Annotated in this window: 15 protein-coding genes and 1 pseudogene; 13 read left to right on the top strand and 3 right to left on the bottom strand. The window is 70.0% G+C overall.

Translation table 11 applies throughout. The annotated features are described in order from the left end of the window. Positions 1–68 precede the first annotated feature (68 nt). On the bottom strand, positions 69–1,103 hold the full coding sequence (locus tag ACZ4WQ_RS30075; protein ID WP_468022576.1) for an alcohol dehydrogenase catalytic domain-containing protein: 1,035 nt from the start codon (positions 1,101–1,103) through the stop codon (positions 69–71). Between the two features lie 273 nt (positions 1,104–1,376). Here ACZ4WQ_RS30075 and ACZ4WQ_RS30080 point away from each other — a divergent pair, with 273 nt between their 5' ends. The 6 genes from ACZ4WQ_RS30080 (at position 1,377) to ACZ4WQ_RS30105 (ending at position 5,881) form a co-directional block, all read left to right on the top strand. Further along, positions 1,377–2,273, top strand: a complete 897-nt coding sequence (locus ACZ4WQ_RS30080) for a helix-turn-helix domain-containing protein (RefSeq protein WP_311729538.1) — start codon at positions 1,377–1,379, stop codon at positions 2,271–2,273. Positions 2,274–2,297: 24 nt separating this feature from the next. Further along, entirely contained in the window at positions 2,298–3,317 is a 1,020-nt protein-coding gene (locus ACZ4WQ_RS30085; RefSeq protein WP_358847990.1) for an aldo/keto reductase, read from the top strand. A 24-nt stretch (positions 3,318–3,341) separates the two neighbouring features. Then, positions 3,342–3,515: a DUF2255 family protein gene (locus ACZ4WQ_RS30090; protein ID WP_468022675.1), complete on the top strand. Its 174-nt coding sequence runs from the start codon at positions 3,342–3,344 to the stop codon at positions 3,513–3,515. An 83-nt stretch (positions 3,516–3,598) separates the two neighbouring features. Continuing rightward, complete coding sequence (locus tag ACZ4WQ_RS30095) at positions 3,599–4,636, top strand: alcohol dehydrogenase catalytic domain-containing protein (RefSeq protein ID WP_385346262.1); 1,038 nt, start codon at positions 3,599–3,601, stop codon at positions 4,634–4,636. Next, positions 4,633–5,406, top strand: a complete 774-nt coding sequence (locus ACZ4WQ_RS30100; RefSeq protein WP_468022577.1) for a carboxymuconolactone decarboxylase family protein — start codon at positions 4,633–4,635, stop codon at positions 5,404–5,406. Before ACZ4WQ_RS30095 ends, ACZ4WQ_RS30100 begins: the two co-directional genes overlap by 4 nt. A gap of 55 nt (positions 5,407–5,461) precedes the next feature. Continuing rightward, positions 5,462–5,881: a (R)-mandelonitrile lyase gene (locus ACZ4WQ_RS30105; RefSeq protein WP_311729534.1), complete on the top strand. Its 420-nt coding sequence runs from the start codon at positions 5,462–5,464 to the stop codon at positions 5,879–5,881. Here ACZ4WQ_RS30105 and ACZ4WQ_RS30110 read toward each other — a convergent pair. Next, positions 5,838–6,575: a glutathione S-transferase C-terminal domain-containing protein gene (locus ACZ4WQ_RS30110; RefSeq protein ID WP_468022578.1), complete on the bottom strand. Its 738-nt coding sequence runs from the start codon at positions 6,573–6,575 to the stop codon at positions 5,838–5,840. The genes ACZ4WQ_RS30105 and ACZ4WQ_RS30110 overlap by 44 nt on opposite strands. 801 nt (positions 6,576–7,376) lie before the next feature. Between ACZ4WQ_RS30110 and ACZ4WQ_RS30115 the strand changes: the two are divergent. The 7 genes and pseudogenes from ACZ4WQ_RS30115 to ACZ4WQ_RS30145 all read left to right on the top strand — a co-directional run. After that, positions 7,377–7,817, top strand: a pseudogene (locus tag ACZ4WQ_RS30115) (GNAT family N-acetyltransferase); the annotation flags it as partial. 36 nt (positions 7,818–7,853) lie between these two features. After that, a complete protein-coding gene (locus tag ACZ4WQ_RS30120; protein ID WP_449658056.1) occupies positions 7,854–8,768 on the top strand; it encodes an amino acid ABC transporter permease in 915 nt (304 codons plus the stop codon). Further along, positions 8,756–9,520 carry an amino acid ABC transporter ATP-binding protein gene (locus ACZ4WQ_RS30125; protein WP_358847995.1) on the top strand — a complete coding sequence of 255 codons (765 nt, stop codon included), beginning with the start codon at positions 8,756–8,758 and terminating at the stop codon, positions 9,518–9,520. Before ACZ4WQ_RS30120 ends, ACZ4WQ_RS30125 begins: the two co-directional genes overlap by 13 nt. 65 nt (positions 9,521–9,585) lie before the next feature. Beyond that, entirely contained in the window at positions 9,586–10,560 is a 975-nt protein-coding gene (locus ACZ4WQ_RS30130; RefSeq protein ID WP_398373139.1) for an ABC transporter substrate-binding protein, read from the top strand. A 151-nt stretch (positions 10,561–10,711) separates the two neighbouring features. Continuing rightward, entirely contained in the window at positions 10,712–11,332 is a 621-nt protein-coding gene (locus ACZ4WQ_RS30135) for a DUF4352 domain-containing protein (RefSeq protein WP_468022579.1), read from the top strand. An 81-nt stretch (positions 11,333–11,413) separates the two neighbouring features. Further along, positions 11,414–12,046: a flavin reductase family protein gene (locus ACZ4WQ_RS30140; RefSeq protein ID WP_311729529.1), complete on the top strand. Its 633-nt coding sequence runs from the start codon at positions 11,414–11,416 to the stop codon at positions 12,044–12,046. Next, the gene (locus tag ACZ4WQ_RS30145) at positions 12,036–12,710 is read left to right on the top strand and encodes an HAD family hydrolase (protein WP_468022580.1); all 675 of its coding nucleotides are present in this window, start codon (positions 12,036–12,038) and stop codon (positions 12,708–12,710) included. Before ACZ4WQ_RS30140 ends, ACZ4WQ_RS30145 begins: the two co-directional genes overlap by 11 nt. Positions 12,711–12,899: 189 nt before the next feature. Here the strand turns inward: ACZ4WQ_RS30145 and ACZ4WQ_RS30150 are convergent, their stop codons facing one another. Beyond that, on the bottom strand, positions 12,900–13,772 hold the full coding sequence (locus tag ACZ4WQ_RS30150) for an undecaprenyl-diphosphate phosphatase (RefSeq protein ID WP_311729527.1): 873 nt from the start codon (positions 13,770–13,772) through the stop codon (positions 12,900–12,902). Between the last annotated feature and the right edge of the window lie 108 nt (positions 13,773–13,880).

A 13,880-nucleotide genomic window follows, 5' to 3' on the forward strand; every position in this document is an offset into this window, starting at 1 on the left:
CCCGATGGTGGACGACGCGTCGCTGGGACGCGCCGGAACGACCACCTTGTTGATCTCAGATTGCCTGGTCACGGTCGTACCAGCACCTTCAGGGCCGCGCGCGCGTCCATGGCCCGGTAGCCCTCGGGCGTGCCGTCGAGGTCGACGGTGCGGTCGAAGACCCGGCCGGGCTCGATACGGCCCTCCAGGATGTCGGGGAGCAGCTCGTCGATGTAGGCGCGGGCCGGGGCGGGGCCTCCGGGCAGGGTGATGTTGTGGCCGAAGAGGCTGCCGAAGCCGATCGGGGCTTCCTCGTACTGGGGTGCGCCCACGCGGCTGATGGTGCCGCCGGGGCGGACCACTCCGTAGGCCTGCTCGTAGGCGGGGCGGTGCCCGACCGCTTCGATGACGATGAGGCTGCCGCCGCCGGTGCGGTCGCGAACCTTCTCGATGCCCTCGGTGCCGCGCTCGGCGACCACGTCGGTCGCTCCGAACGCGCGACCGAGGTCGGTTCGGGCGGTGTGCCGGCCCATGAGGACGATCTGCTCGGCCCCGAGCCGCTTGGCGGCGAGCACGGCGAGCAGGCCGACGGCGCCGTCCCCGATCACGGTGACGGTGCTGCCCTGCCGCACCCCACCGCGGACGGCGGCATGGTGGCCGGTGCCCAGGACATCGGAGAGAGTGAGCAGGGAGGGGATGAGCGCGTCGTCGGCGGCGACCGGGAGCTTGACCAGGGTGCCGTCGGCCAGCGGCACGCGGGCCGCCTCCCCCTGGCCGCCGTCGATGCCGTTCCTCGCCCAGAAGCCGCCGTGCGCGCAGGAGGTCTGGAGCCCGGCCCGGCAGAACTCACAGGAGCCGTCCGAGTACGCGAACGGGGCGACGACCAGGTCGCCCTTCTTCACCGAGGTGACGTCGCCACCGATTTCCTCGACGACGCCGATGAACTCGTGGCCCATGCGGACCGGGCCGTCGGAGGCCGACATGGAGTGGTAGGGGTGCAGGTCGCTGCCGCAGATGCAGGCGGTGGTGATGCGGACCAGCGCGTCGGTGGGCTCCTTCAGAGCCGGGTCGGCGACGTCCCCGACGCGGACGTCGCCTGCTGCGTACATGAGTGCTGCGCGCACAGTGTTCCCTCAGGTTGATTGCGGCTTTCAGGCCCGGATTCGGACTGCGATTCCTGGGCCTTTTCCAGAAAACCGCGCGACGGCGCGCAGGTGGGAGTCACTGCTCTTCCAGGTAATGGCAGTACCTCGCAGGCCCTCCCCGACGCATTTACGGTGAAGGAGCCGGCACAAGAATCACGCCGATCAAGAGGAGGCACCCGTGCCCCCGGATTCCCGCCCGACAGCAGCCCGGCGACTCATCGGGGCCGCCAAGGAAGTCTTCGAGATCTGATCATGGCTGACATCGACAAGAAGAGCCTGGCCGCGGAGGTCCGCGACTTCCTGAGCACCCGGCGGGCGCGGATCACCCCGCTCCAGGCCGGGCTGCCGGTCTACGGCGGAAACCGCCGCGTCGCGGGCCTGCGCCGCGAGGAGGTCGCCCTGCTCGCGGGAATGAGCGTGGACTACTACGTCCGGCTCGAGCGCGGGAACCTCAGCGGCGCCTCGGACTCGGTGCTCGACGGCCTCGCTCACGCACTTCAGCTGAACGAGGCCGAGCGCACCTACCTCTACGACCTGGCCCGTGCGTCAACACCCTCGGGCCGGCGTCCCACGGTGACCGCTTCCCGCGTGCGGCCCACGATCCTGCGGCTGCTCGACTCGATGACCGACGTGCCGGCGTATGTACGCAACGCACGGTTCGACATCCTGGCCGCCAACGCGCTGGGCCGGGCACTGTACGCGCCGGTCTTCGACTCCCCGCTGTTCGCCCAGCGCGGGCCGGTCAACACCGCCCGCTTCCTGTTCCTGGACCCGGCCGGCCAGGACTTCTGGGTCGACTGGGACAAGGGTGCCGACGACTCGGTCGCCTTTCTGCGCACCGAGACCGGCCGAGCGCCGCATGACAAGGCGCTGACCGACCTGATCGGGGAGCTCACGACCAAGAGCGACGATTTTGCCCGCCGGTGGGCGCGTCACGATGTGAAGATCCACCGCTCCGGCGTCAAGAACCTGCGCCACCCGCTGGTCGGCGATCTCGCGCTGCCCTACGAGGCGATGGACCTGCCGGCCGACCCCGGCCTCCGCCTCAACTTCTACACCCCCGAACCGGACTCGCCGGAGCGGGAGGCCCTCAGCCTGCTCGCCAGCTGGGCGAGCACCGGCACGGTCGTCCCCTCGCGGAACGACTGACCGCGCGACAAGGAGAACTCCTTCATGTACTACCGACCGCTCGGCCGCACCGGCGTGCAGGTCAGCCCGCTCTGCCTGGGCGCGATGATGTTCGGCCCCTGGGGCAACGAAGACGAGGCCGACTCGATACGGATCATCCATCGCGCCCTCGACGCCGGCATCAACTTCATCGACACCGCGGACGTGTATTCCGGCGGGGTCTCGGAGGACATCGTCGGTAAGGCGCTCAAGAACCGACGCGAAGACGTGTTCCTCGCGACCAAGTTCTTCATGCCGATGAGCCAGGACGACCCGAACCAGCGGGGCGGCTCGCGGCGCTGGATCATCCGCGAGGTCGAGAACTCCCTCAGCCGCCTGGGCACCGACTACATCGACCTCTACCAGGTCCACCGCCCCAGCCCCGGCACCGACGTCGCCGAAACCCTCGGCGCCCTCTCCGACCTCGTGCACCAGGGCAAGATCCGTTACATCGGTTCCTCGTCGTACTCCGGCTCCCAGATCGTCGAAGCTCAGTGGGTCTCCCGGGACCGCCGCCTGGAGCGGTTCGTGACCGAGCAGCCGCCGTACTCGATCCTGGTCCGCGGCATCGAGGAAGACGTCCTGCCCACCGTGCGCCGCCACGGCATGGGCACGCTGACCTACAGCCCGCTGGCCGGCGGCTGGCTCTCGGGCCGCTACCGGAAGGATGCCTCCTCCGGGCCGGCCTCCGCCGCGCGCCCGCAGGCCCGATTCGACATGAGCAGCCCGGCCAACCGCCGCAAGCTCGATGCCGTCGAGCAGCTCGCGCTCCTGGCCGAGCAGACCGGCCTCTCCCTGATCGAGCTGGCCGTCGCCTTCGTGATCAACCACCCCGGCGTCACTTCGGCGATCATCGGGCCGCGCACCATGGAACAGCTCGAAGCGTTCCTGCCCGCTGCCGACGTCACGCTCTCAGCCGACGTACTCGACCGCATCGACGAAATCGTGGCTCCCGGGGTGACCGTCAACCCCGCCGACAACAGCTACGGCGACTTCGAGCTACGGGCCGACCAGCGGCGCCGCTGACGCGAAAGGAACCACCATGACGGACTGGAACGGCACGGACCTGGAAAAGATCGCGTCACCTTCCACGCGGCCGGCCCCGGCGAGTACGTCGGCGTGGACGCCGCCTACCGGAGGAAGTACGGGCGCTACACCAGCATCGTCGAGCACGTCCTGACCGATGCCGCCCGCGCCTCCACCCTGCGCCTCGAACCGCGCTGACCCCGAGGGCCGCCCGCACCCGTGCGACGGCCTTCATCCCCGGCTCACAGAGCCACCGCACGTCACGAAAGGCAAGATCTTCCATGCGTGCCACCTTCATGTACGGGCCCCGAGACGTGCGGGTCGAGAACGTGCCCGACCCCCGGATCGTCGAGCCGACGGACGCGGTCGTCCGCATCACCCTGGCCTGTGTCTGCGGCTCCGACCTGCACCCCTACCACTCCATGGACAAGACCGACGAGGGCGTGCCGATGGGGCACGAATTCCTCGGCGTCGTCGAGGAGACCGGCTCCGAGGTGCACGGTCTCAAGCGTGGTGACTTCGTGGTCTCCCCGTTCGCGTTCGCCGACAACACCTGTCCGATCTGCCGGGACGGCTTCCAGACCGCCTGCCCGCACGGCGGCTGGTACGGCGCCGGCGGTGTCGGGGGCGCGCAGGCCGAGGCCGTGCGCGTACCCCAGGCCGAGGGCACCCTGGTGAAGATCCCCACCGACGTCGACACGGCGCTGCTGCCGTCGCTGCTCGCCCTGAGCGACGTCTACCTCACCGGCTACCACGCCGCCCACATGGGCCGGGTCGAACCCGGCAAGACCGTAACCGTGATCGGCGACGGCGCCGTTGGCCTGTCCGCGGTGCTGGCCTCCCGGCGCATGGGCGCCGAGAAGATCATCCTCATGGGCCGCCACACCTCCCGCACCGACCTCGGCCGGGAGTGGGGCGCCACCGATGTCGTCGCCGAGCGTGGCGAGGAGGGTATCGCCGAGGTGATGGACATGACCGGCGGCGAGGGCTCCCACGTCGTGCTGGAGGCCGTCGGCCTGATGCCCGCCTACGAACAGGCCTACGGCGTCGTCCGCCCCGGCGGGATCATCTCCCGCGTCGGCGTCCCGCAGTACGAGGAGGCCCCGGTCGGCTTCGGGTCGCTGTTCGGGAAGAACGCCCAGCTGGCCGGCGGACCTGCTCCGGTGCGCGCCTACCTCGAACCCGCCATCGCGGATGTGCTCGCCGGTCGCATCGACCCGGGCAGGGTCTTCGACGCCGAGGTCGCCCTGGACGAGGTCGCCGACGCCTACCGGGCCATGGACGAGCGCAGCCGGCTGAAGGTGCTGGTGCGCCCGTGACCGCCCGCAAGCCCAACGCCGCCGCTACAGCCGCGCACGAGCGGCTCTTCCCCGGCCACATCTCCACGCTCGCCGTCACGGATCCGGAGCTGATCGAGTACTTCGACAACTTCGCCTTCGACGAGGTCCTGCGCCACACCGGCGACGTCGACGAGCGCACCCGGCTGATGACGCAACTCGCGGCGATGATCGCCGTCGGCGCGGTGGCCGAGTACCGGGTGATGCTCGGCGCCGCGCTCACCGCCGACGTCACGCCGGTGGAGACCAAGGAGATCGTGTACCAGGCGGTCCCGTACGCCGGGATGGCCCGCGTCTTCGACTTCCTGCACGCCACCAACGACGTCCTGACCGACCGCGGCATCGAGCTGCCTCTCGAGGGCCAGTCCACCACCAGCCCGGATACCCGGATGGAGCAGGGCCTGGCGGCGCAGAAGAGAATCGTCGGCGACCGGGCCGTGGACGCCATGTACGCGAACGCCCCGGCCGACGAGCAGCACATCCAGCGGTTCCTGAGCGGGAACTGCTTCGGCGACCACTACACCCGCACCGGCATCGACGTGCCCACGCGTGAGCTGCTCACCTTCTCGATGCTCGCCGCGCTCGGGGGAGCGGACGCACAGGTGAAGGGACATGTCGCGGCCAACCTCCACGTCGGCAACCCCCGTTCCACCCTGATCGCCGTCCTGACCGGCCTGCTGCCGTTCATCGGCTACCCCCGGACCCTCAACGCCCTGGCCGCCGTCGACGCCACGGCCCCGGCCGACCGCTGACCAGACCTCGCGCCCCGCACGACCCGTACGACCCGCATCACAGCAAGGAGCACCCATGGAGTTCGTCAAGCCGCGACCCACCGGCAAGGGCCCCGCCAACTGGTTCAACGGCGACGTCTGGTTCGACGTCATCCAGGCCGGCACCGAGCCTTCCCGACTGCGCGCCAATATGGTGCGCTTCGCCCCCGGCGCCCGCACCGCCTGGCACCATCACGTCGTCGGCCAGACCCTCCACGTCGTGGCCGGGATCGCCCTGATCGGCACCCGCGACGGCACCGTCTACGAGGCCCACCCCGGCGAGACCGTCACCTGCCCGCCCGGCGAAGAGCACTGGCACGGCGCCACCGAGGACCGCTTCATGCAGCACCTCGCTCTGTGGGAAGGCGGCGCACCCGACGACGACCGGCCCGAGACCACCTGGCTCGAGCACGTCACCGACGAGCAGTACCGCTCCCCGCGTACCCGCAGCCGCTGACTCCCTTCGGGAAGGCCGGGTGGCCGGCCAGGCGGCGTACGTAGGCGTGCAGCCGGTCGTACCGGGGGACGAGCGGCGCGGCGTCGGAGTGGACCAGCGCCACCCACAGATCCACATCCGCCGCGGTCAACTCCTCGCCCAGGACATACGGTCCGGGCCCCAGCCGACGGTCGAGCAGATCGAGCGCCGCGAGCGACGTCGCGGGGCGGTCGGCCCGCGTGATCCGTGTCTCGATGAGCTCCCCGAGGGCCTCGATCTCCGCGGCGAGGGCCGGCGGGCGCAGCCGGGGGAGATGGCCGTGGCCCGGCGTACTCAAGTGGTCGGCGATGTCGCGGAGGATGTCGGGCGTGTGGTTGCTGACGACACGCCCGCTCCAGCGGTCGCACAGCGCGGGCGCGGTCAGCGGGCCGTCGTAGCGGTGCCAGGTGGCCTCGTAGGCCTCGCGCAGGCCCTGGGCGGCGGTCGGGGACGGGAGGCAGACGGTGGTGAGCGAGTCGCGGAGCCGGAGCAGGTCCAGGGTGATCGAGACGCGCAGTGAGCGCGGACAGCCCTGGGAGAGGAACACCTGATAGCGGTGCGGCGCCGGGTAGAAGCCGCCGGCGACATCGACGCCGATGCGGCTGCGGAAGCTGTGGCCGGGGCGGGGGTCGAGCAGCGCCGCCGGTCCTGAACTGCGCGGAATCGTCTCGGGCATGGCTCTCCACGTGCGAAATGGCTGGGCGGGAAGGAGCGGGAGGGAGGGAAGGCCCGGTGTCCGGGGCGACCATGGGGCCGCGATCAGGCCGCGATCCGGCCGGGGCTCGATGACCGGTCGTCGTCGACCGGTCCCGGTCAGGCGGTCGGACTCAGGCGGCGCAGACGCGCAGCAGGTCGATGTGCAGCCGCCGGGTGAGGGAGCGAGGGCGGAGCGGGAGCGTCGACTGGAGAAGCCGCCGGGCTTCCCCGCTCATGCCGACAGTCCAGGGCATTTCCACCGGTCCCATCATCGAGGCTCGCGCGTCGCGAAGCCGTCGCCAACAGTGTCGTGGCGCTCCGCGGGGCCGTCAAGGAGCCAGTTGACGGCGGCTCATGGCACCGGCACCCGCCGACGCCTTCGCCGACGGTCCAGTATGCGACCGGCGGTTGACGTGGCGCGCGATCTCCTGCTGAATGATGGCCATGACTGCCCAGCAGCGTTTGGTCACCCGCGACCACATCGACTTCGGTCGGGTGTGGTCCGCCACCTGTTGCGCCTGACTCGGCAACGGACCGCCGAAGCGGTCCACCTCCGCTCGTGACCGTCGCGGTCCGAGCCTTCGCATCGCGCGCTGTTCCCGTGGACGAGCACTGACTCGCGGCCGGACGGCGCCTTGACCCCGTACGCGCGCGCCGCGGCCACGTTGGCGCCGCCGCGCCCGGGTCACCCATGTGTTCTCCCCGCGCCCGCTCCGCGCCCACCTCCCCGAAAGGCCACTCCCATGCCCGTGGAAAGTCCCAGTCCGGCCCGGGAGCACGGATGACCTCCGTCGCGCAACCGCCGCCCTCCCGGCTGAAACCGCCCGAGCTGACGGTCGTCCAGGCCCCGGTGTCCGACCCGCGTGTGCGGCCGTTGCTGCGCGAGCTGGGCGAGGAGTACTCGGCCCGCTACGGCAAGGACGCCCACGCCGAACTCGCCCGCTACCCCGACGAGGAGTTCACCACGGAGCGCGGTGGGGTGCTGCTGCTGTTGCTGGAGCACGGCGAACCCGTCGCGGGCGGCGCCTTCCGCCGGTACGACGAGAACACGGCCGAGCTGAAGCGGATCTGGACGCACTCCGGGCATCGACGGCGCGGCCTCGCCCGCCGGGTCGTGGCCGAGTTGGAACGCGAGGCGGGCGCCCGGGGCTACCGGCGGATCTTTCTGACCACCGGGCCGCGTCAGCCCGAGGCCCGCGGGCTGTATCTGGCCACCGGCTACACCCCGCTGTTCGACACCGAGGCCGACCCGGAGACCATCGGCCCGCTCCCGTTCGAAAAGCACCTCACCGACCAGGCCCGCACCGGCCATGACGACCTGGCCTCGCTCAAGGTCGTGCCCACCCGCCACTACGCCCGCTGGGCCGCGGCCCTCGCCGTCCTGGTCCTCACGGCCCAGTTCCTCCACGGGCTGGTCACCAACCCCGTCTGGCAGTGGCGGGTCTTCAGCGAATACGTGCTGTCCGAGACCATCGTCACCGCCGTCGGGGTGACGCTCCAGCTGACCGCCTACTCGATGCTGCTCGGCTTCGCCCTCGGCACGGTGCTGGCGTTCATGCGGCTGTCGGCCAGCCCCGTGCTGCGGACCGTGGCCTGGACCTACGTCTGGATCTTCCGCTCCATCCCGATGATCGTCCAGCTGGTCTTCTGGTTCAACCTGGGTGCCCTGTACCGGGAGTTGGGCATCGGCATCCCCTTCGGCCCGGTGTTCTGGTCCGTCAGCAGCAACGACCTGATCGGCACCATCGGCGCGGCCCTCATCGGCCTGACGCTCCACCAGGCGGCGTACTGCGCGGAGATCGTCCGCGGCGGTGTCCTCTCGGTCGACCGGGGCCAGCTGGAGGCCGCGGCGGCGCTCGGCATCCCCAGGCTGCGGCAGATCCGGCGGATCGTCCTGCCGCAGGCCATGCGGGCCATCCTGCCCACCGCGGGCAGCGAGATCATCAGTCTCCTCAAGGGCACCTCGGTGGTCTACGTGATGGCCATCGGCGAGCTCTTCTACCAGGTCAAGGTCATCTACGGGCGCAACGGCATGGTGATTCCGCTGCTGATGGTCGCCACCGCCTGGTACGTGTTCCTGACCTCCGTGCTCTCGGTCGCCCAGTACTACGTCGAGCGCCACTTCGCCCGGGGTGCCGAGCGCACCCCTGGGAGGCGGTCATGGGTGAGGTGATGGTGGAGGTGCGCGGGGTCCACAAGAGCTTCGGGCCGCTGGAGGTGTTGCGCGGCGTGGACCTCCAGGTGCGCACCGGTGAGGTCACCGTGGTCCTCGGCCCGTCCGGATCCGGGAAGTCCACGCTGCTGCGCACCATCAACCACCTGGAGAAGGTCAACCGCGGCTGGATCAGCATCGACGGCGAGCTGATCGGCTACCGCAGATCGGGAAACCGGCTGTACGAGCTGAAGGAGCGGGACGTTCTGCGGCAGCGCACCCATATCGGGTTCGTCTTCCAGGACTTCAATCTCTTCCCGCACCTCACCGTGGAGGAGAACCTGATCGAGGCGCCCATCGCCGCGCTCCGCCGCCCGCGCAAGGAGGCCGTGGCGAGTGCCGCGCGGCTGCTGGAGCGGGTCGGGCTCGCCGACAAGGCAGCCGCGTATCCCCGGCAGTTGTCCGGTGGTCAGCAGCAGCGGGTGGCCATCGCCCGCGCGCTGGCCCTGGAACCCAAGGTGCTGCTGTTCGACGAGCCCACCTCGGCGCTCGACCCGGAACTGGTCGGCGAGGTCCTGGATGTGATCAAGGACCTGGCACGGACCGGCACCACCATGATCGTCGTGACCCATGAGATCGGCTTCGCCCGCGAGGTCGCCGACACGGTGGTGTTCATGGACGGCGGCGTCGTCGTGGAGCAGGGTCCGCCCGCGGCCGTACTCGACGCCCCGCGCCACGAGCGCACCCGCGCCTTCCTCTCCAAGGTCCTGTGACCGGCCCCGGCCCCGGCCCTGGCCTTCGCCCGCATCCCCGTGTTCGTAGAGCAAGGAGATCCACCATGCCCACCCGCCGCTTCGCCACCGCTGCCCTCTCACTCGCCGCGGCGCTCCTCCTCGCCGCCTGCGGCAACCCCTCGGACGGCGGCACGACCGAGGTCGCGGCCAAGGACGGCAGCCGTACGAAGATCAACCTGAGTGCGGACCAGAAACGCATCACCACCCCCAAGGTGGACTCCATCGCCGCACAGGTGCCCGCGGAGATACGCAAGAGAGGCACCCTGGAGATCGTCGACTCCTCCGACTCCGCCGCACCGCTGACCTTCTACGCCACCGACAACAAGACGATCATCGGAGTGGAGCCCGACCTCGCCTACCTGGTGGCCGATGTGCTGGGCCTCGAGCCGCACATCAACACCGTCTCGTGGGAGAACATCTTCGTCGGCCTGGACAGCGGCAAGTACGACGTCGGCTTCAGCAACATCACCGACACCGAGGAGCGCAAGGAGAAGTACGACTTCGCCAGCTACCGCAAGGACGACCTGGCCTTCGAGACGAAGAAGGGCAGCGGCCTGAAGGTCACCGGGCCCAAGGACGTGGCGGGTAGAACCGTAGCGGTGGACACCGGCACCAACCAGGAGAAGCTGCTGGTCGAGTGGAGCGAGGAGAACGTGAAGGCCGGCCGTGAGCCGGTGAAGATCAAGTATTACCAGAACCAGAGCGACACCTACCTCGCGCTCGCCTCCGGCCGGATCGAGCTCTTCCTGGGCCCCAACCCGACCGCCGCCTACCATGTGGCCTCCGCCCGGCAGACCGAGATCGTCGGCACCTACTCCGGCGCCGGGGACACCCTCCAGGGCCTGATCGCGGCCACCACCAAGAAGGACAACGGACTGGTCAAGGCGTTGAACTCGGCGATCAACGAGATCATCGACAACGGCACCTACGCGAAGGTGCTGAAGCGCTGGGGCCTGTCGAGCGAGGCCGTCGAGAAGTCGGAGATCAACCCGCCGGGCCTGCCCAAGACCAATAAGTGACCGATCCGGGGCGCGGGGCCGCACGGCTCTCGCGCCCCACCCCGGTTTGGCACCGTTCAGTTACAGAACGAACATCCCAGGCACACCGTGGTGTACAAGGATGTGCGGATGTCGCCACCGATCTGATTTCACGGAATGTACGGGGGATTCCATGCACCGTTCCATCGCTGCCGCCGCGGCGGTCGTCGCACTCACCGCCGCTCTCACCGCTTGTAATGGGTCGGACGGGGACGGCGACAAGGCCGGGACGACGAAGAAGGGCACCCACTCCAGCGCCGCCGCCGAACCCGGCGGTGAGAAGTCGCCGGAGGCCGCGCCAAGCCAGGCGAGCTCGACGGCCGGCAAGCTCGGCGACACCCTCTCGCTCGTAGGAATCGTGGGCCTGGGTGAAACGACCGCGCCCACGGCCGACATCACGCTGAACAAGTTCGTGGACAACGCGAAGTCCCAGGTCGCCTACTTCGAGGCCGCCGACGGAAACCGCCTGGTCGCAGCGGAGTTCACGATCGTGAGCACCGGCAAGGCCACCTACAGCGACGCCCCGTACACCCCTCCGACGGTCGTCGACACGGCCGGAACGGCACACAACGGCAAACCCGGGGATCCCACCGTCGGCGAGTCCCTGAGCATCACGATGACTCTCTCGCAGGGGGAACGGGCCACCGGCTGGGTGATCTTCGAGGTGCCGAAGAGTGCGAAGATCACGAGCGTGACGTGGCAGATGGACCGCACAGGGCTCGACACGGAACGCATCGGGACGTGGACCCTCTAGAGGCGCCCCTTTTCCCACGGGACGGATGAGACCGCGAGCCGCCCTTGGGATGGGCCGCCGTATGTGCGGATACTGGGCGGTATGCGTATTGAATTCGATCCCGAGGCTGTAGGTCGCACTCCCTTCTACAAGCTGCTGACCTCCGTGGTAGTCCCCCGGCCGATCGCCTGGGTGTCCACCGTCTCGGCCGCCGGGACCTGCAATCTGGCGCCGCACTCCTTCTTCACGGTCGCCTGTGTGGCCCCGCCGATCGTGCAGTTCACCTCCGTGGGGCGCAAGGACTCGCTGCGCAATGTGGAGGAGACCGGGGAGTTCGTGGTGAACTTCGCGCCCGAGCAGCTGTTTGAGCAGATCAACGAGACGGCGACGGACTTTCCGCCCGAGGTCGGGGAGTTCGAGGCGGTGGGCATCGCGCGGGAGCCGAGTCTGCGGGTGAAGCCGCCGCGGGTGGCGGCCTCGTCGGTCGCGCTGGAGTGCGAGCTGCACAGCACGGTGCGGCTCGGGGACTCCACCGTGGTGTTCGGCCGGGTGGTGCACGCCGCCGTCGATGAGCACGTCATGGACGGCGGCCACCCCGAGGTGACCAGGCTGCGTCCGCTGGCCCGGCTGGGCAAGGACGAGTGGGCGACGCTCGGCGAGGTGTTGGAGCGGCCCCGGATCCGGTACGCGGACTGGGACGGCGGCGCGGGCGGCGCCGGGCTGAGTGGTTCGTAGGGCGGGGTCCGCGCCGGCGGCGATCGTCTTCGACATCGGCTCGACTCTGGTACGTGAGGACCGGTACTGGGCGTCGTGGGCCGACTGGCTGGGGGTTCCCCGGCATACGTTGTCCGCGCTGGTCGGGGCGGTGGTCGCGCAGGGGCGGGAGGACGTGGAGGCGATCCGGCTCGTGCGGCCGGGGGCGGACATCCGCGCCGAGTGGCGGGCGCGCGAGGCGGCCGGGCGGGGGGAGCGCCTGGAGGAGGCGGACCTGTATCCGGACGTACGGCCGGCGCTGCACGCGCTGCGGGCGCTCGGGGTCCGGGTCGCCGTGGCCGGGAACCAGACGGAGCGCGCGGGTGAGCTGCTGCGCGCGCTGGAGCTGCCGGTGGCCGAGGTCGCGACCTCGGCCCGGTGGGGCGTCGCCAAGCCCGATCCCCGCTTCTTCGGCCGTGTCGTGGAGCTGGCCCGGGCCGCGCCCCACGAGACCGTGTACGTGGGCGACTACCCGGCGCTCGATGTCCGCCCCGCCAAGGCCGCCGGGCTGCGGGCGGCGCATCTGAGGCGCGGACCGTGGGGGTGTCTGTGGGCGAACTCGGCCGACGCGGCCTTGGCGGACTGGCGCGTCGACTCGCTGACCGAGCTGGTCCGGGTGATCGGGGCGGCGCGGAGCGTCGGGTAGGGCTCGCACGGAGTGTGATGAGTTCACACCCCGTGTGATCAGAGTGCATGCATATATCTACCGCACACCCTCCCGCGCCCCGCGGCACGGTGGTTGAGTCTTCGTACAGCCCGCTCAGGTGCGCCAGACCTGGGCGAAGGGGCCGCCGGACCCCTCCCTCCTCGGCCGGCGGCCCACCCCCCCAAACGCTCAGCCCGCGGACTCGGCCGCGTGCGCGCTCAGCACGCCGAGCGCGACGAGCGCGAACACCACAATGCCCAGCAGCACCCGGTAGATCACAAACGGCATGAAGCTCTTGGTGGTGATGAACTTCATGAACCATGCGATAACGGCGTATCCCACAATAAAAGCGACAACCGTCGCGAAGATCGTCGGGCCCCACGCCGTGTGGCCGTCCGAGGCGTCCTTCAGCTCGTACGCTCCGGAGGCCAGCACCGCGGGCACCGCGAGCAGGAACGAGTAACGGGCCGCGGCCTCGCGGGTGTAGCCCATCAGCAGACCGCCGCTGATCGTCGCGCCGGAGCGGGACACGCCCGGCACCAGCGCCATCGCCTGGCAGAAGCCGAAGATCAGACCGTCCTTGATGCCGAGTTCGCGCAGTGTCTTGCGCTGTACGGGGGCGCGGTGCTTGCCGCCCTTCTCGTCGCGGGCCGCCCGCCAGTCGGCGAAGCCCAGGATGAGGCCCATCACCACCAGCATGGTGGCGGTGAGCCGCAGATCACGGAACGGGCCCTCGATCTGGTCCTTGAGGGTCACGCCGAGCAGGCCGATGGGTATCGAGCCGACGATCACCAGCCACCCCATCTGGGCGTCATGATGGCCGCGCCACTCCTTGTTGAAGAGTGAGCGGAACCACGCCGAGACGATGTTGGTGATGTCCTTGCGGAAGTAGATCAGCACGGCGAGCTCGGTGCCGATCTGGGTGATGGCCGTGAAGGCGGGCCCGGGGTCGCTCCACCCCGCGAAGGCGGCGGTGAGCCGCAGATGGGCGCTGGAGGAGATCGGCAGGAACTCGGTCAGCCCCTGGACCAGTCCGAGAATGAATGATTCGAACCACGACATCGCGTCTACTATCCAAAGCCTGATCATGCACTGACCGGCGCAGCGGCGGGTCAGGCGGGGTGGCCGACGGGGAGGACCGGCCGCTGTGGATCAGCGCCGGTCGTCGGG

It is taken from the genome of Streptomyces sp. NPDC028305, from assembly GCF_055569495.1.